Here is a 16,138-nt window from a genome sequence, read left to right as displayed (position 1 = left end):
GACCGGAAAAAGTCGGGCGGACGAGGCGTTCTCTCGTCGCGCGAATCGCCCCCGAACGTCGAACTCGAGCGACAAATCCTTTTTGGGGCTCGGTCGTGTAGATATGACTGTATGGGATTTGGGAGCTACGACGAGTCCGAACAAGGAGACCAGAACGTCGACTTCGACGAGGAAGACGGCGTCACGACGAGTGAGGAGAAACACGAGGGCGAGGTCGATTTCGAAATCGGCGCGTCCAACGACGAACTCCTCGACCGGCTCCAGGACATCAAAGACGAGTGAAATCGGGGTCTCGTGCCCTCGGGGTCGCGGAGTCGTACCCCGGCACGGCGCGCGCACCCACAGACGACGCTGACGACGCTCATTTTTCGACAGACGCGTCTCCGGAGAGCGTCCTCTGCGGCGCGGTCGTCCGCGCCGACCGGGTCGTCGACGGCCTCGCCTTCGAGACGTGTGCCGTCGGCGGCGAGGACGCGACCGACGCCATCGCCTCGCTGTCCGCCTCGCTCGACCGCGAGGACGTGCGCTACCTGCTCGTCTCCGGCATCGCCCCGGCGTGGTTCAACCTCGTCGATATCGACCGCCTCGCCGCGGCGCTCGACCGTCCGGTGCTGTCGGTCTCCTTCGAGGAGAGCGAGGGGCTCGAACCCGCGCTCGCGGCGCACTTCTCGGGGGCGGCGCTCGACCGGCGGCTCGCCGTCTACCGCGCGGCCCCGCCCCGCCGACCCGTGGAGGTGAACGGCGAGTCGGTGTTCGTCCGGGCCGCCGGCTGTGACGAAGACGAGGCCGCGCGGGTCGTCCGCGGGTTCACCCCGAGCGGCGGCCGCCCCGAGCCGATTCGCGTGGCCCGGTTGGCGGCCCGCGCCGCGCGACGCTTCGCCGGGGATTAAGCCGTCCCCGCCCTCGAACTGCGTATGGAACACATGGAGGGCCTCTGCGTGACGGGCTGTGAGCGATGCCCCGAACTCGTCGATTCGCGGAGTCGCATCGTCAACGGGGTCGGTCCCGACGACGCCGACCTGCTCTTCCTCGGCGAAGCGCCGGGCGCGAAGGAAGACGAGGGCGGCGAGCCGTTCGTGGGTCGCTCGGGCTCCGTGCTGGACGACGCGCTCCGCGAGGCCGGCCTCGCCCGCGCCGACGTCCGCATCACCAACTGCGTGCGGTGCCGCCCGCCGGACAACCGCGACCCGACGAGCGACGAGCTATCGAACTGCCGGAGCTACCTCGCCCGCGAACTCGAACTCGTCGCCCCCGAGCTAATCGTCACGCTCGGGAAAGTTCCCTCACAACACCTCCTCGACCGCGGCGTCGCCATCACGAACGAGTCCGGGTCGGTCGTCGACGCCCGCGTCGGCGACGCCTCCTATCGCGTCCTCCTCTCCGTGCACCCCGCGGCGACGCTGTACGACCGGAGCCAGCGCGAGGGCTTCTTCGAGACCATCACCCGCGCGGCCGACCTCTCGGGGCTCGCCGACTCCGCGGACGGACAGGCCAGCCTCGGCGACTTCTGAGCGCGGCGGGGGAGCGTCCCCCCGACCTCAGGTCGACGCGTCGCCGACCTCGATTCGCTCGCCGGTCGACTCGCCGTCGCGGTCGCCCCGCGTTTTCGCTCGGGCGTGCTCTCTGCGGTGCGCGCCCGCGTCGAGCGCGGTCTTGACGACGACCATGACGACGAGCGCCGCGGCGGGCGCGCCCGAGGCGGCGACGAGGAACGCGCCGAGGATGATAGTCAGGTGGAGGACGACGACCCGGCGGTAGGGTTCGGACATCTGCGTGCCGGGCGAGACGCTCCGGTACTCCTCGCGGCCGACGAAGTTGACGGCGAACGACCCGCCGTGGCTGAGGAGCGTCGCGCCCGCCGCGAGGAACACCGCCCCCAGCGGGACGCCGCCGACCGCGCCGCCCCCGGGCGCGAAGGCGTCGAACGACCAGACGAACACGCCGTGGACGACCCAGAAAATCCCGTAGTGCATGGCGAAAAAGCCCGCGATGGGGACGTTCGAGGGGTAGAGGTGAAAGCCGTCGCGGGGGTCGTCGGGCGGCGAGAGGTCCACCTGTCGGCCGTTGACGGTGGCGTTGATGCTCGACCCACCGTCGCCGTGGCCGCTGGCGGCGAGAATCTTGGGGACGTTCAGGAGGCCGACGACGCCGCTTTCGAGCCAGTAGGCGACGAGGAGCGCCTTCAGGCTCCAGTCGAACCAGACGACGCCGACGAGCGGGACGAGGTTCGCGGCCGCGAGCGCGGCGAGGCTGACCGGCGAGGAGACGGGACGCGACTCCGTGGCGGCGGACGGCGGCGACGAGATGGAACGCGACGGCGACATGGGCTACGCTGTGAGACGTGGGGGAGTGACAAAAACCGCACTGCGGGAGCCTCGCCGAGTCGGGTCGCCGGGCTCACTCCCAGATGGAGCGGGCCATCCGCTGTGGGAACTCGATGATAAGTTTGAGGACGGTCAGGCCCTCTTCTTCCTCGCCGCGGATGTACGAGCGGACGCGCTGGCTCACGAACTCGACGGAGACGACGAGCACGAAGATGACGAGGATAGTCGCCATCATGTTCGTGTACTTGAACAGGCTCCGCTGGGTCTGCAGGACGTAGCCGATGCCGCCGCCGCCGATGAGCCCCATCGTGACGGCGATGCGCGTGTTGATTTCGAGGATGTACATCGTCCACGCGATGAAGGGCGTAAAGACCTGCGAGAGCATCCCGAAGACGACCGTCTGTCGGCGGTTCGCGCCGGTCGATTCGATGGCCTCGATGGGCCCGTCTTCGACCTCTTCGAGCGCGTCGGTAAACAGGCGACCGAGGTTGCCCATCGTGTCGGTCCCGATAGCGAGCGTCGCCGTGAACGGCGAGACCCCGCCGAGGGGGATGTAGATGAGCGCCCAGACGAGCGCCGGGATGGCGCGGATGACGCTCATCGTGCCGCGGAAAATGAAATTGAAGGGGTACGGCGTCACGCGCTCGGAGCCGAGGACCCCCAAGATGAGCGCGCCGGGGATGCCGAGGACGGTCCCGGCGAACCCCATCGCCAGCGTGACGATGGCCGCGCCGAACAGGTCGCGCTCCTGGATGAACTGCCAGTAGGAGCCGAAGTCGACGAACGGGAGGCCGAACAGCGTCGTCCGCGGGAAGAAATCCCCGAGGGCGCTCTGGAACTCCGGCCAGTAGTAGAGGATTTCGGCGACCGAGAAGCCGACCTCGGCGAGCGCCTCGAAGAAAAAGAAGCCGAAGACGACCGAGATGAGAAACGCCATCCCCCACTTGATTCGCTTCGTGAGGGTGATGTCCTGTAGCGCCCGGTCGAGCGTCCCCGACTTGGATTGGGTGCCGCCGTCGGTTCGGGCGTCCCGGGGGCGGTCCCCGTCGCCTCGCGCGCCGCCGTCCGAGGCCGAGCCGCCGCCGCTCATGCGCTCACCTCGGTCCCCTCGCGGATGTCCGCGGTCTGGACGTCGCCGTAGATGCGGTCGATGACGTCGACTGTCAGGTCCTCGCGGTAGCCGTCGAAGACGAGCTTTCCGTCGCGGAGCGCGAGGAACCGCTCGCCGAACTCGCGGGCGAGGTTCACCTGATGGAGGCTCGCGAGCGTCGAGAGGTCGCGCTCCGCGGCCGCGGTCCGGATGTAGCCCATCACCGTCTCGGCGCTGGCGGGGTCGAGGCTGGCGACGGGTTCGTCTGCCAAAAGCAGGTTCGGGCCCTGAACGAGTGCGCGGGCGATGCCGACGCGCTGTTGCTGGCCGCCGCTCATGCTCCGGGTCCGCTGGCTCGCCTGGTCGAGCAGTCCGACGGTCTCCAGCGCGCGGAGCGCCTCGTACTTGTCCGATTCGGAGTGCCAGCCGACGAGGCTCCGGAAGAACGAGGTCCGGTTGAGCGCGCCGGTCAGCGCGTTGCCGTAGGCGCTGAGCTGACCCAGCACGTAGTGTTGCTGGAAAATCATGGCCACGTCGTCGCGCGGGCCGTTGACCGGCTCGCCGTCGATTCGAATCTCGCCGGACGTCGGCTTCGTCAGGCCGTTCAGACAGCGAAGGAGCGTGGACTTCCCCGCCCCCGACTGCCCGAGGAGCACGGCGAACTCGCCGTCTTCGATGGTGAAAGAGACGTCGTCCAACGCCCGGACGTCGCCGAACGCTTTCGTGAGGTTACGTACTTCGATGGTACTCATGGTTTGTGGGCGGACTTCCCGCGTCTACGGTTCGTGGGCGCGGCACCGCCAAAATGATACTGCAATGGAATTATTTGTGAGCCGATTACTGTCCGAGGGAGATACCGAGCGTGTCGATGACGTTCTGAATCGGCTGGTAATCCTCGACGGTACCCGGTTCGACACCGGTGAACCAGAGCTGTTGGTCGTCGCCGAGGTCCTCGTTGATGAGGTCGTCCTGCGTGACGCTCGTGAGCGCGTCCGTCATCGACGACTTCAGGTCCGATTCCAGTTCGGAGCGCACGATTATCGGCGCGCGGGGGATGGGGTCGGAGACCGAAAGCAGTTGGAGTTCGGGCTCCGCGGTCCCGAGGTCGCCGTCGTTCTCGGCGGAGGTGTCGAGGAACTCTTGGGGGAACTGGTCTTCCGGGACGTGCGGCGCGGTCGAGAACGCGCCCGTGCCGGCGGCGACGACCTCGTCGCGGTTGACGAGCGTCTCGCGGGCGGTCGCGTGGTCGGACCACTGGCCGGTGAAGTCGACGGGTTCGCCGTCGGGAGCGTTGCCCGTGTCGAGGCCGGCCTGGTTCAGCATGTACAGCGGGAACAGCGACCCGCTCGTCGAGAGGCGGTCGGCGAACGCGATGGTCTCGCCTTCGAGGTCGGTGAGTTCCTCGATACCGCTGTCCGGCGTCGTCGTCATAATCGAGAAGTACTTCGCCGCGCCGTACGCCACGCGGATGCCCATGACCTCGGTGACGCCCTCGTTGCCGCCCTGGATGGCGATGGTCGGCGACGAGTCGGCGAGGTCAGCCTGCCCGGACTTGAACGCCTGGTACACCGCGGCGTAATCCGCGGCGACCGACGACTCGACGGCCACATCCGCCTCGGATTCGAGGTACTCGAACAGCGGCTGGTACTGCTGTTGAATATCGACGTCCGATTCGGACGGCGTAAGGAGGAAGTTGATCGACTCCGACCCACCCGTGACGCTACCGATACACCCGCTCAACCCCGAAAGGCCGACCGCGCCGAGCGCGCCGGTCTTCTTGAGGAAACTCCGTCGGGAAGACATGTGATTCGTCAGAACACTCAGACACACTGAGGTTAACTCTTCCTATTTTTTCTCCATATGAATACATAGATATAAAATCATATTGCGTACTCTGTGAGTAAACATAGAACCGTCGGGTGGTTTTGTGCTATCGTCGTGTCGCGCCCGCGGTCGCCGGGGCGACGGTCGCCGCGACGGAAACTCACTTGCCTTCCGGCCTCGCACGTGTACGTATGAGCACGACACAGCCGCCCGAGGAGACCCTCGCCGACGTGGTGATGGTCGACTACGGGCTCGGAAACCTCCGGAGCGCCATGCGCGGGCTCGAACGCGCGGGGGCGAACGTCGTCATCTCGGACGACCCCGCCGACTTCGACGACGCCGACGGCATCGTCCTCCCGGGCGTCGGCGCGTTCTCCGAGGGGATGGAAAACGCCGGCCCGTTCCGCGAACCGCTCGCCGAGGCCGCCGCCGACGGGACGCCCGTCTTCGGCATCTGTCTCGGAATGCAGATGCTTCTGACCTCCTCGGAGGAGGCCGACCACGCCGGCGAGGGCGAGGTCGAGGGACTCGACTTCATCCCCGGGCGCAACGTCCGGTTCGACGAGGGCCAGAAGGTCCCGCACATGGGCTGGAACGAACTCAACGTCCGGCGGGACCACCCGCTCGTCGAGGGCGTCGACGGCGAGTACGCCTACTTCGTCCACTCGTACTACGCCGACCCCGACGACGAGCACGCGGTCGTCGCGTCGACCGACTACGGCGTGGAGTTCCCCGCGGTCGTCGCCAACGAGGCGGGCACCGTCTTCGGCACGCAGTTCCACCCCGAGAAGTCCGGGGAGACCGGCCTGACCATCCTCCGAAACTTCGTCGAGTTCTGCGCGGAGCGATAGGCCGAATCTGCCTTCCCCGACGGTCTTTTGTCGCCGCTTCGTGAAGGGGTGCCCATGCAGGCAGTCACGCTCGGTCCGGCGGGCACGTACTCCCATCGCGCCGCCCGCGCGGTCGCCGACGACGTCGCCTTCCGAGAATCGGTCACCTCTATCGTCCAAGCGGTCGCCGACGGCTCTTTCGACCGCGGCGTCGTTCCCATCGAAAACAGCATCGAAGGGAGCGTCACCGAGAGCCTCGACGCCGTGGCGAACTCGGAGGTGAGCGTCGTCCAGGAGATCGTCACGCCCATCCGCCACGCGCTGTTGGCCCAGAGCGCGAACTTCGACGTCGTCGCCAGCCACTCCCAGGCGCTCGCGCAGTGTCGGTCGTACCTCGAAGAGAACTACCCCGACGCGAAGCTCGAAGCCGTCGCCAGCACGGCCCGCGGCGTCGAGCGCGCCCGCGCCGACCCGTCGGTCGCGGGTATCGGACACCCCGACAACGTGGGTGACGACCTCGAAATCATCGCCGAGGACATCCAAGACCAGTCGTCGAACGCCACCCGGTTCCTCGTCATCGCGCCCGAGTCCGCCCGCTCGGACGCCGGCGGCAAGAGCTCGCTCGTCGTCTATCCCAACGCGAACTACCCCGGGCTCCTCTTGGAACTGCTCGAAGCGTTCGCCGAACGGGACATCAACCTCTCGCGCATCGAGTCGCGGCCGAGCGGCAACCGCCTCGGCGACTACCTGTTCCACATCGACGCCGACGCCGGTCTCTACGAAGCGCGGATGCAAGGGGCGCTCGAAGAGGTCGAGGGAATCGCCAGCAACGGTTGGGTTCGTGTCCTCGGGTCGTACGACACGCGACACGTCCTGTACTGACGCCGAGTCGGTCGCGTCTCCCCCGGTCGCTCGAGAAATGTGAGTCCGGGCACATCTTTCTTTGTCGTCGGCGACGTACCTAGACGCGTATGCAGAGAAATCCATTCGACGAGATAGAAGACCTGTTCGACCGGATGGGCCGGTCGTTCGAGGAGTCCGGTCTCGGTCGGTTCCAAGACGTCTCCCTCGACGTCGTCGACGACGCGGAGTCCATCGAGGTCGTCGCGGACCTCCCCGGCTTCGAGAAAGCGGACCTCGACGTGAGCGTCAGCGGACGGCGACTCACCATCGCGGCCGACCGCGAGAAGTCGACCGAGGTCGACGACGAGCAGTACGTCCGCCGCGAGCGGAGCCAGCGCTCCGTCTCACGGACGATTACGCTCCCCGTAGAGGTCGTCCGCGACGAGGTGACTGCGTCGTACAAAAACGGCGTCCTGACCGTGACGCTCCCGAAGGCCGAACCCGCGGGCGACGACTCGACGGAGATCGACATCGAGTGACGCGACTCGGCTGTTGAATATCGACGTGCAGGCCCCCGAGCCGTGCGAACTGCTATCCACGTTCCGGCAACGATTATCTCCTCAGACGGCGTCCATATACCTCGGTGAAAATACACATGACGCGACGTACCACCCCCTTCGACGACTTCGAGGAACTGTTCGAGCGAATGTCCCGCCAGTTCGACGAGATGGGACGACAGTTCGACCGCTCGGGCATGATGGCGCAGGTCCGCCACGAGATGGCAATCGACGTCACCGACCACAACGGCGAAATCGTCGTCACCGTCGACCTCCCGGGCTACGAGAAAGACGACATCTCCCTGTCGGTCGCCAACCGCACGCTGACCGTCGAGGCGACGCGCGAACTCGACGAGGAACGCGCCGACGGCGAGTATCTCCGCCGCGAGCGTCGCCACGAGTCCGCTCGCCGCACGATTCGCCTCCCCGAGACGGTCGACGAAGACGGGGCGTCCGCCAGCTACCACAACGGCGTGCTGACGGTCACCCTCCCCAAGCGCGACGCCGACCCCGACGACTCCCGCCGCATCGACATCGACTGAGTCGCTTCGGCGCGCACGGGCGTCTCTGACACGCCGCCCGCGATGGTCTCCCGGTGGTGGGCACGCTGTTCCGTTCGGTTCTCTATCTCCGCTTTTCGTCCGGTTTTTTCCCGTCTGTCCCGTGGGACCGAGTGGCAATTTCTGCCGCAATCAGACAGCCACACAAGTCGAGTATAGGAGTTATTTTAGGCCGGGGTACCACTACCACGGATATGGACTACGACCCGCAGGAACTCGAAGCGCGTTGGCGGGAGCGCTGGTCCGAGTCCGGCCGATACGAGGCCGACCCGGACGCAGACGCCGACGACGCGACGTTCGTGACGGTGCCCTATCCGTACCCCAGCGGCGGGATGCACATCGGGCACGCGCGGACGTACACCGTTCCCGACGTGTACGCTCGCTACCGACGACAGCAGGGCGACAACGTCCTGTTTCCCATCGCGTGGCACGTCACCGGCACGCCCATCATCGGCGCGGTCGAGCGCCTGAAAAACCGCGAGGAGAAACAGCTCTCGGTGCTGACAGACACCTACAACGTCCCCGAGGACACGCTCTCGGACCTCGAGTCGCCCATGGGTTGGGCGCGGTACTTCATCGAGGAACACTACAAGAAGGGGATGCAGTCGCTCGGTCTGTCGGTCGACTGGCGGCGCGAGTTCACCACGAACAACGACCGCTACTCGAAGTTCGTCGAGTGGCAGTACCGGACGCTCCGCGAGCGCGGCCGACTGGAGAAGGGTCTCCACCCCGTCAAGTTCTGTACGAACGAGGAACAGCCGGTCACGACCCACGACCTGCTCGAAGGCGAGAACGCGGAGTTCCAGGAGTACACGCTGGTCCGCTTCGGCTGGGAGCGAGACGGCGGCGACGTGGTCGTCCCGATGGCGACCCTGCGCCCCGAGACGGTCCGCGGCGTGACGAACGCCTACATCGACCCCGAAGCGACCTACGTGGTCGCCGAGGTCGACGGCGAGACGTGGTTCGTCTCCGACTACGCGGCCGACAAACTGGAGTATCAGGCCCGCGACGTGGAGATTCTCGAAACCGTCGAGGGTGCCGAACTCGTCGGCCAGACCGTCGAGAACCCCGTCACCGGCGACGACGTGCTCGTCCTGCCGGCCGACTTCGTCGACGCCGACAACGCGACGGGCGTCGTCATGTCCGTCCCGGCCCACAGCCCCGACGACTACGTGGCGCTACAGGAGGCCAAGGCCGACGCCGACTACCTCGAATCGTTCGGCATCGACCCCGCCGACGTGGCCGCCATCGAGCCGATTCCGATTCTCGACATCGACTCCGACGACGACGCGTACGGCGAGATTCCCGCGAAGTCGGCCGTCGAGAACCGCGGTATCGAGTCCTCTGACGACCCCGCCCTCGAAAAGGCGACGAAAGACCTCTACAACAAGGAGTTCCACGCGGGTCGGCTCAAGGAGTTCTACGGCGACTACGCCGGCGGCCTCGTCGAGGAGGTCCGCGACGACTACAAGGCCGACGGTATCGAGGCCGGCCAGTTCGACGTGATGCAGGAGTTCTCCGAGGAGGTCGTCTGTCGCTGTGGCGGCGACGTCGTCGTCGCCGAACAGGACACCTGGTTCCTCTCGTACGACGACGAGGACTGGAAGGAACTCGCCCACGACGTGGCCGACGGGCTGGACGCCATCCCCGAGAACACCCGCGACGAGTACCACCACACCATCGACTGGCTCAACGGGTGGCCGTGTATCCGCAACTACGGCCTCGGCACCCGCCTGCCGTGGGACGACCAGTTCGTCATCGAGCCGCTTTCGGACTCGACCATCTACATGGCGTACTACACCATCGCCCACCGCCTGCGGGAGATTCCGACCGAGGAACTCACACAGGAGTTCTTCGACGCGCTGTTCTACGGCCCCGAGGCCGTCGACGACGCGCCGGAGAAGGCGCTCGACCTCCGCGAGGAGTGGGACTACTGGTACCCCGTCGACTACCGGTTCTCCGGCAACGACCTCATCACGAACCACCTGACGTTCTACCAGTTCCACCACGGCGAGCTGTTCGACGAGCCGCAGTGGCCACAGGGCATCGTCATCATGGGCATGGGCCTGCTCGAAGGCCAGAAGATGTCGTCGTCGAAGGGTCACGTCGTCCTCCCCGGCGAGGCCATCGGCGAGTACGGCGCGGACACCGTCCGCTTTTTCCTGCTCAACTCCGCCGAGCCGTGGCAGGACTACGACTGGCGCGACGACCTCGTCGGCTCGGTCCACGACCAGCTCGAACGCTTCTGGAACCGCGCGCAGGAGATTATCGCCGACCCCGGTCCGGACGACCGGCCCGACCTGGAGGCGGTCGACCGCTGGCTCCTGTCGAAACTGCAGGACACCGTCCGCGACGTGACGACCGCGATGGACGACTCCGAGACGCGCTCGGCCAGTCAGGCGGCGTTCTACAACTTCGAGGAGTCGCTTCGGTGGTACCGCCGCCGGACCGACCTCGACCGCCCGGCCGCCAAGTGGACGTTCCGGACGGTTCTGGAGACGCGCCTGCGCCTGCTCGCGCCCTTTATCCCGTTCATGACGAACGAACTGCACGAGCAGTTGACCGGCACGCCCGCCGAGGACGCGCCGTGGCCCGAGCCGGACCCGGCCTTCGACGACGAGTCGGTCGAACTCGAAGAGCGACAGGTCGAGCGGCTGACCGAGGACGTGCGCGACATCATCGGCGTGACCGACTCCGACCCCGACACCATCCGCGTCTACGTCGCCGCCGACTGGAAGCGCGACGTGTTCGAGACGGTCGTCGACAACGGCGACAACGTCGGCGCAATCATGGGACAGGTCATGCAGGACCCCGACCTGCGCGAGCGGGGTAACGACGTCAACGACCTCGTGCAGGACCTCGTCGACCAGACCCGTGGCCGCGACGAATCGACGCTCCGGGCCCAGCTCGAACTGGACGAGGTCGACACCTACGAGCGCGCCGCCGACTTCCTCGCCCGCGAGTTCGACGCCGACGTCGAGGTGTTCGCCGAGGGCGACGCCGACATCGTCGACCCCGCCGACCGCGCCTCGAAGGCGATTCCGTTCCGGCCCGCGGTCCACCTCGAATAGTCGGGGCGCGACAATCGACGCGCCGCGACCGCAACTCCGCGTTTCGCCCGGACGCGACGTGCCCCCGGCGCGGCCGCCGCCGTCCGGCGCTCGATTTATCCTCTCGGCGAACGAACAGTATCGCATGAGCGAAGACGACTCGCCGAGCCTCGCACGGCAGGCCTACCGCACCGTCACGCCGGGGTCGCACACGCGGCCCAACAGCGAGATGGACTCTATCGGGTGGACGATGTTTCTCCTCCTCATCGTCCTGTTGGTTCCGTTTCTGCCCTTCATCGCCATCGTTTACGTCCTCTCGAAGGTGTTCGGCTACCTCAACGCACAGCGCGGGCCGAGTCCGTAGCTCGCAGAATCAGACCGCAAAAGAACCCGGTGAATGCCAGCGGCGTCGCGTCGGGAGACCCTACTCGGCGAGACCGAGGAGGTCGAACGCGTAGCCGTTGTCGTTTTCGAACGCGTGCTCGTAGGCGACGTGCGCCGCCGCGACGTCCTGAATCGCGAGTCCCGTGGAGTCGAAGACGCTGATGCCGTCGGCGTCGGTGCGGCCGTCGAGGTTGCCGAGGACGATGTCGCCGATTGCGCCGTAGATGTCGTCGTCGGTGAGGACGCCCTGATTGTACGGGACGTTGATTTCGCCGGAGTGGGTGGTCTGGGCGTGGTCGTCGATGACGAGCTTGGCGTCCAAGAGCACCTCGTCTGCGAGTTCGTGTTTGCCCTCGGCGTCGGCACCCATCGCGTTGATGTGGGTGTGGTCGCCGACCGCCTCGCGCGGGACGATGGGCGACTCAACGGGGGTCACGGTCGACAGCACGTCACAGCTCGCGGCCTCCTCGATGGAGCCGGCGCGGATGTCGAACTCGTCTTCGAAGGCGTCGATGAAGTCGGCGACGCGCTCCTCGTCGAGGTCGGAGATGACGACCTCCTCGATGTCGCGGACCTCGCTGATGGCGCGGAGTTGCGTGTACGACTGGACGCCAGCACCGATGATGCCCATCGACGAGGCGTCCTCGACGGCGAGGTAGTCGGTGGCGACGGCCGCGGCCGCACCGGTGCGGAGCATCGTGAGCTCCGTCCCGTCGAGGAGCGCCAGCGGGAAGGCGTTCTCGGGGTCGGAGTAAATCATCGTGCCCATGACGGTGGGCAGGTCGTACTTGTCGTCGTTGTCGGGGTGGACGTTGACCCACTTGATGCCCGCGGCGTCCCAGTCGCCATCCGCGCGGGACTCGTCGGAGTCCCGCTGGCTCGCGGAGTATTCCCCCCCGCGAACTTCGAGGTACGCGGGCATCGACCGGAAGTCGCCGTTGTACTGCGGCAGGTCGATGTAGGACTTCGGCGGCATCTGGGCGTCGCCGGACTCGTAGGCGGCGAAGGCGTCTTCGATGGCCGAGATGAGCTCCGGCATCTGGACGTTCTCGTGAACGTCGTCCTTGTTCAACAGCAGCGTCTTGCGCATGGGGACACGTTGCCGTACCTGCTACTTAGTTCGTTCTATTTCTGAACACAACTGCAAGTGTATCTGTGAAAGTGAGATAATTCTCTAACTTTCTATTTCTCGGTGACTCGGGACAGTCGGCTCCCGTCGGACTGTCGGGAAGTCGCAGTCGACGGTAGTCGGGTTACGTCACCACGTGTCGTGTTCTGACGGCGTGGCCGCGGCTCTCTGACCGTGTGGGATACGCTCTCGCCAAAATAACGTGGTCTGTCGCGCGGTGCAGGCGTCGGGGGACGGGTGAGTGAAGGCGTTAGCCGATTTTCACATCGCGCCGCCCATACCGCCCATGCCGCCCATGCCACCCATGCCGCCGGGTGCGCCGCCCTCGCCGTCGTCGTCGCCGCCGGTGGAGAGGTCACCGGCCGCGATGATATCGTCGATCTTGAGGACGAGGTTGGCGGCTTCGGAGGCGGAGGCGACGGCCTGCTCTTTCGCGTGGGCCGTCTCGACGACGCCCGCGTCGAAGGCGTCTTCGACCTCGCCGGTGAAGACGTTCAGTCCGGCGCGGACCTGCCCTTCTTCGTGGGCCGCGCGGAGGTCGACGAGCGTGTCGATGGAGTCGAGACCGGCGTTCTCGGCGAGCACGCGCGGGACGAGTTCGAGCGCGTCGGCGTACGCCTCGACGGCGAGCTGTTCGCGTCCGGAGACGGAGTCGGCGTAGTTGCGGAGGCGCGAGGCGAGTTCGACCTCGATGGCACCGCCGCCGGCGAGGACGCGGCCGTCGGCGACCGTGGACGCGACGACGTCGAGGGCGTCCTCAACGCCGCGTTCGAGCTCGTCGACGACGTGGTCGGTGGAGCCGCGGAGCAGGAGCGTGACGCCGTGGACATCGTCGCCGATGCCCTCGACGTAGAACAGCTCGTCGGCCTCGTCGCGGCGGACGGAGGCGCGACCGAGGTCGGCGGCCTCGATGGAGTCGAGGTCGGAGACGACGGCCGCACCGGTGATGTTCTTGAGGAAGCGGATGTCGGACTTCTTCGTCCGGCGGACCGCGAGGATGCCCTGCTTGGCGAGGTAGTGCTGGGCGAGGTCGTCGATGCCCTTCTGACAGAAGACCACGTCAGCGCCGGAGTCGACGATCTGGTCGACCTTCGCTTTCAGCTGGGCCTCCTCCTGGTCGAGGAACTTCTGGAGCTGGTCGGGGCTCTCGATGGAGACGCTCGTGTCGATGTCGGTCTCCTCGACCTCGACGGGCTCGTTGAGAAGCAGTACGTCGGCCTCGTCGAACGAGACCGGCATGTCGTCGTGGACGGGGTCCTTGTCGATGACGGCCCCGGTGAGGAGTTCGGACTCGGACGCCGAGCGGCCGGTCTGCGTCTCGATGGAGACGTTTTCGAGGTCGACGACGTGAGAGCCGCCGTGGGCCTCGACGGTGACCTGCCGGACGGCGCGGACGATGAGGTCCGCGAGAAGCTCCTTGTTGAGCTCGGAGCTCTTGCCCGTCATGGAGGTCTCGGCGACCTTCTTCAGGAGTTCCTCGTCGTCGGGGTCGACGCGCTCTGCGATGTCGTCGATCTCCTCGCGCGCCTTCTCGGAGGCGAGGTTGAAGCCGCGGATGATGGCCGTCGGGTGGATGTCCTGTTCGAGGAGGTCCTCGGCGTTCTTGAGGAGTTCACCCGCGATGGCGACCGCCGTCGTCGTTCCGTCGCCGGCTTCGTCCTCCTGCGTCTCGGCGACTTCGACGATCATCTCGGCCGTCGGGTTGTCGATGTCCATCTCCTTGAGGATGGTGACCCCGTCGTTCGTGATGGTGACGTCGCCCATCGAGTCGACGAGCATCTTGTCCATCCCTTTCGGGCCGAGTGTGGAACGTACCGCCTCGGCGACTGCTCGTGCGGCGCGGATGTTGTACGCCTGCGCGTCGCGGTCCTTGACGCGCTGTGCATCCTCGCCCATGATGATCATCGGCTGACCCTGCTGCATTCGCTGGCTCATAGACAAGCCTTGATTGTTTGTGATTCTATAAAAAAGCTTCGCCGACGAATCGGAGGCCGGAACCCGAGCGTTCGGCTCGTACTCCCGATAAACGCGCGACTGAGGCCCCCTTCAAGGTGTTCGGGGGCGAATCATGGTACGTTATTTCACACCACTATTTGCTCCCGCCCGAACCGCTTTATACGCTACTCCTCGACCGGCTCTTTCCAGTGGACGGTCACCGTCCCGACGGCGAACGCGTCGTCGCCCTCGTCGTCGCGGACGACTTGGATGGTGTTCGCCCCTTCGACGAGGTGCGCCCCGGTCACGGTGTCGACCCAGTACTGCCAGCCGTCGCCCGGCGGGATGTCGAACCCCGAAAGCGGGTCGTCGTTGATTCGAATCTCGTGGCCGTACTCGCCCACGTCGAACGCCTGGATGCCGAGATACGGCTCTCTGGGGTCGTCGGTCGGGACGTCGAACTCGAACGTCGCCGTCTCGTTTCCGGCGTCGTCCGCCCAGTCGAGGTCAAGCGTCTCGCCTTCGGGGTGGAGATGCGACCCGATGAACACGGTCGCGTAGTTCGCGCGGTGGTGCACGCTCACACGTTCTGGTGGCCCGGATAAAAATTCGCGTGGTCGGAGGCTGAGTCGGCCGCGCCGTCAGTCGTCCTCGGGGAGTTCGTCCGCGAGGAACTCGCCGTCGGCGTCGTCGTTCGCGGCGTCGAGCGGGGGTTCGCCGTCGTCCTCGTCTAACACCGATAACTCGCGTTCGTACAGCCGCTCGGTGAGTTGGGTCCGTTTGTTGAGGCCCTTTTTCTCGCGGCCGGTCTTGGTGTCAGGCATTGTCAGTCGTGGTATCGTTTCGCATGGCCATGAATGTTTTGTCCGAACAGTTGGTGCGGTCGGGTCTCTGGTTGTGCCCTCGGTTGGGTGTGTGGTGGGAGTGCCTCGGGTCGCGTCGAACTGGGGGTGCCCTGCCAGTTTCGACGTAACTGGTCTTTGGCGGGCGGGGCGATAGACGCCGGCGACGGTTCTCGTCGGCCGGCGATTGAGAGAGAGCCTATGTGCTTCGGGCGCGAAAAAGCGAGGCTCGGAGACGTGTTTTCGACGTGGGTCGGCGCTGGTGTCTGGGAAGTGGATGCGTGGACGAGAAATCGTCAGAGAAGCGCCGGAAGAGGGATTTGAACCTTAGTCGCTCCGCTCACTCCGTTCGCTTCGCTCCCTAGTTCAATTCCCTCTCAAAAACGCTTCACGAAAACTGCTATCCGCCATGCGCCGAGACGCATCGCTCGGAGTGGTAGTTTTCAGAGAAGCGCCAGGAGAGGGATTTGAACCCCCGATCCCAGAGGGAACACGCTTTCCAGGCGTGCGCCTTACCGCTCGGCCATCCTGGCTTACAACGCAACGTTCCCGCCTGGATAATTTAAGCCCTTCCTTTCCGTTCGAGTCGCGGCTCGATGGCGTATGTCACGGACGCGACCGCGACGCCGGACGCGACCGCCACAGCGGCGACCCCCCCGAACGACGCGTCGATGCCGAGTCCAAGGAGAACCGCGCCCTGCGCGAGGACGCCCACGAGCAGGAGGCTCGCTGTGCCCCACACCATCGCGGACCGGACGCGGCGGGCCACG

18 protein-coding genes and 1 tRNA gene are annotated in these 16,138 nt (G+C 66.2%); 9 read left to right on the top strand and 10 right to left on the bottom strand.

Annotated elements, in window-relative coordinates:
- Nucleotides 1–111 precede the first annotated feature (111 nt).
- From ACFQI8_RS07425 to ACFQI8_RS07415, 3 genes are read left to right on the top strand one after another with little or no spacing between them, the layout of a single operon-like run.
- Nucleotides 112–282, top strand: coding sequence for a DUF5786 family protein (locus ACFQI8_RS07425; protein ID WP_390243720.1), 171 nt, complete (start codon nt 112–114; stop codon nt 280–282).
- A complete protein-coding gene (locus tag ACFQI8_RS07420) occupies nt 279–890 on the top strand; it encodes an endonuclease dU (RefSeq protein WP_390243719.1) in 612 nt (203 codons plus the stop codon). The genes ACFQI8_RS07425 and ACFQI8_RS07420 overlap by 4 nt, the downstream gene beginning before the upstream one ends.
- Nucleotides 891–914: 24 nt before the next feature.
- Entirely contained in the window at nt 915–1,511 is a 597-nt protein-coding gene (locus tag ACFQI8_RS07415) for a uracil-DNA glycosylase (protein ID WP_390243718.1), read from the top strand.
- A gap of 27 nt (nt 1,512–1,538) precedes the next feature.
- Here ACFQI8_RS07415 and ACFQI8_RS07410 read toward each other — a convergent pair whose 3' ends face one another.
- The 4 genes from ACFQI8_RS07410 to ACFQI8_RS07395 form a co-directional block, all read right to left on the bottom strand.
- Entirely contained in the window at nt 1,539–2,324 is a 786-nt protein-coding gene (locus ACFQI8_RS07410; RefSeq protein ID WP_390243717.1) for a DUF6498-containing protein, read from the bottom strand.
- 73 nt (nt 2,325–2,397) lie between these two features.
- Nucleotides 2,398–3,414 (bottom strand): phosphonate ABC transporter, permease protein PhnE, encoded by a 1,017-nt coding sequence (phnE, locus tag ACFQI8_RS07405; protein ID WP_390243716.1) that lies wholly within the window; start codon nt 3,412–3,414, stop codon nt 2,398–2,400.
- Complete coding sequence (locus tag ACFQI8_RS07400; RefSeq protein ID WP_390243715.1) at nt 3,411–4,166, bottom strand: phosphonate ABC transporter ATP-binding protein; 756 nt, start codon at nt 4,164–4,166, stop codon at nt 3,411–3,413. The genes phnE and ACFQI8_RS07400 overlap by 4 nt, the downstream gene beginning before the upstream one ends.
- Nucleotides 4,167–4,251: 85 nt before the next feature.
- Nucleotides 4,252–5,217 carry a substrate-binding domain-containing protein gene (locus tag ACFQI8_RS07395; protein WP_390243714.1) on the bottom strand — a complete coding sequence of 322 codons (966 nt, stop codon included), beginning with the start codon at nt 5,215–5,217 and terminating at the stop codon, nt 4,252–4,254.
- A gap of 212 nt (nt 5,218–5,429) precedes the next feature.
- On the opposite strand from ACFQI8_RS07395, the gene hisH reads away from it, so the two are divergent.
- From hisH to ACFQI8_RS07365, 6 genes are all read left to right on the top strand, one after another.
- Complete coding sequence (gene hisH / locus ACFQI8_RS07390; protein WP_089779496.1) at nt 5,430–6,089, top strand: imidazole glycerol phosphate synthase subunit HisH; 660 nt, start codon at nt 5,430–5,432, stop codon at nt 6,087–6,089.
- Nucleotides 6,090–6,143: 54 nt separating this feature from the next.
- Nucleotides 6,144–6,950, top strand: coding sequence for a prephenate dehydratase (gene pheA, locus ACFQI8_RS07385; RefSeq protein ID WP_390243713.1), 807 nt, complete (start codon nt 6,144–6,146; stop codon nt 6,948–6,950).
- 89 nt (nt 6,951–7,039) lie between these two features.
- Nucleotides 7,040–7,450 carry an archaeal heat shock protein Hsp14 gene (gene hsp14 / locus ACFQI8_RS07380; RefSeq protein WP_390243712.1) on the top strand — a complete coding sequence of 137 codons (411 nt, stop codon included), beginning with the start codon at nt 7,040–7,042 and terminating at the stop codon, nt 7,448–7,450.
- Between the two features lie 116 nt (nt 7,451–7,566).
- Nucleotides 7,567–8,010: an archaeal heat shock protein Hsp14 gene (gene hsp14, locus ACFQI8_RS07375; protein WP_390243711.1), complete on the top strand. Its 444-nt coding sequence runs from the start codon at nt 7,567–7,569 to the stop codon at nt 8,008–8,010.
- 212 nt (nt 8,011–8,222) lie between these two features.
- Entirely contained in the window at nt 8,223–11,099 is a 2,877-nt protein-coding gene (gene leuS, locus ACFQI8_RS07370; RefSeq protein ID WP_390243710.1) for a leucine--tRNA ligase, read from the top strand.
- 124 nt (nt 11,100–11,223) lie between these two features.
- Nucleotides 11,224–11,442, top strand: coding sequence for a DUF7535 family protein (locus ACFQI8_RS07365; protein WP_390243709.1), 219 nt, complete (start codon nt 11,224–11,226; stop codon nt 11,440–11,442).
- A 60-nt stretch (nt 11,443–11,502) separates the two neighbouring features.
- On the opposite strand, the gene ACFQI8_RS07360 is transcribed toward ACFQI8_RS07365, so the two are convergent.
- The 6 genes from ACFQI8_RS07360 to ACFQI8_RS07335 all read right to left on the bottom strand — a co-directional run bounded on the left by ACFQI8_RS07360 (nt 11,503) and on the right by ACFQI8_RS07335 (nt 16,137).
- Nucleotides 11,503–12,552, bottom strand: a complete 1,050-nt coding sequence (locus tag ACFQI8_RS07360; RefSeq protein WP_390243708.1) for an ornithine cyclodeaminase family protein — start codon at nt 12,550–12,552, stop codon at nt 11,503–11,505.
- Nucleotides 12,553–12,852: 300 nt separating this feature from the next.
- Entirely contained in the window at nt 12,853–14,496 is a 1,644-nt protein-coding gene (gene thsB, locus ACFQI8_RS07355; protein WP_390243761.1) for a thermosome subunit beta, read from the bottom strand.
- A 215-nt stretch (nt 14,497–14,711) separates the two neighbouring features.
- A complete protein-coding gene (locus ACFQI8_RS07350) occupies nt 14,712–15,104 on the bottom strand; it encodes a DUF7383 domain-containing protein (RefSeq protein ID WP_390243707.1) in 393 nt (130 codons plus the stop codon).
- Nucleotides 15,105–15,167: 63 nt separating this feature from the next.
- Nucleotides 15,168–15,350, bottom strand: coding sequence for a hypothetical protein (locus ACFQI8_RS07345; protein WP_390243706.1), 183 nt, complete (start codon nt 15,348–15,350; stop codon nt 15,168–15,170).
- A gap of 470 nt (nt 15,351–15,820) precedes the next feature.
- Nucleotides 15,821–15,901 (bottom strand) — tRNA-Ser (locus tag ACFQI8_RS07340).
- 29 nt (nt 15,902–15,930) lie between these two features.
- Entirely contained in the window at nt 15,931–16,137 is a 207-nt protein-coding gene (locus ACFQI8_RS07335) for a hypothetical protein (protein ID WP_390243705.1), read from the bottom strand.
- Between the last annotated feature and the right edge of the window lies 1 nt (nt 16,138).

Origin of the sequence: Haloferax chudinovii, from assembly GCF_042663345.1 — an archaeon.
Classification (GTDB): Archaea; Halobacteriota; Halobacteria; order Halobacteriales; family Haloferacaceae; genus Haloferax; species Haloferax chudinovii.
This window is presented reverse-complemented; position numbering and strand designations above follow the sequence as displayed.

Excerpts from the sequence above, each read along its gene's own strand:
- ACFQI8_RS07425 (WP_390243720.1), top strand. The coding sequence starts at position 112 with ATGGGATTTGGGAGCTACGACGAGTCCGAACAAGGAGACCAGAACGTC.
- ACFQI8_RS07415 (WP_390243718.1), top strand. The coding sequence starts at position 915 with ATGGAACACATGGAGGGCCTCTGCGTGACGGGCTGTGAGCGATGCCCC.
- ACFQI8_RS07410 (WP_390243717.1), bottom strand. The coding sequence starts at position 2,324 with ATGTCGCCGTCGCGTTCCATCTCGTCGCCGCCGTCCGCCGCCACGGAG.
- phnE (WP_390243716.1), bottom strand. The coding sequence starts at position 3,414 with ATGAGCGGCGGCGGCTCGGCCTCGGACGGCGGCGCGCGAGGCGACGGG.
- ACFQI8_RS07400 (WP_390243715.1), bottom strand. The coding sequence starts at position 4,166 with ATGAGTACCATCGAAGTACGTAACCTCACGAAAGCGTTCGGCGACGTC.
- ACFQI8_RS07395 (WP_390243714.1), bottom strand. The coding sequence starts at position 5,217 with ATGTCTTCCCGACGGAGTTTCCTCAAGAAGACCGGCGCGCTCGGCGCG.
- hisH (WP_089779496.1), top strand. The coding sequence starts at position 5,430 with ATGAGCACGACACAGCCGCCCGAGGAGACCCTCGCCGACGTGGTGATG.
- pheA (WP_390243713.1), top strand. The coding sequence starts at position 6,144 with ATGCAGGCAGTCACGCTCGGTCCGGCGGGCACGTACTCCCATCGCGCC.
- hsp14 (WP_390243712.1), top strand. The coding sequence starts at position 7,040 with ATGCAGAGAAATCCATTCGACGAGATAGAAGACCTGTTCGACCGGATG.
- hsp14 (WP_390243711.1), top strand. The coding sequence starts at position 7,567 with ATGACGCGACGTACCACCCCCTTCGACGACTTCGAGGAACTGTTCGAG.
- leuS (WP_390243710.1), top strand. The coding sequence starts at position 8,223 with ATGGACTACGACCCGCAGGAACTCGAAGCGCGTTGGCGGGAGCGCTGG.
- ACFQI8_RS07365 (WP_390243709.1), top strand. The coding sequence starts at position 11,224 with ATGAGCGAAGACGACTCGCCGAGCCTCGCACGGCAGGCCTACCGCACC.
- ACFQI8_RS07360 (WP_390243708.1), bottom strand. The coding sequence starts at position 12,552 with ATGCGCAAGACGCTGCTGTTGAACAAGGACGACGTTCACGAGAACGTC.
- thsB (WP_390243761.1), bottom strand. The coding sequence starts at position 14,496 with ATGATCATCATGGGCGAGGATGCACAGCGCGTCAAGGACCGCGACGCG.
- ACFQI8_RS07345 (WP_390243706.1), bottom strand. The coding sequence starts at position 15,350 with ATGCCTGACACCAAGACCGGCCGCGAGAAAAAGGGCCTCAACAAACGG.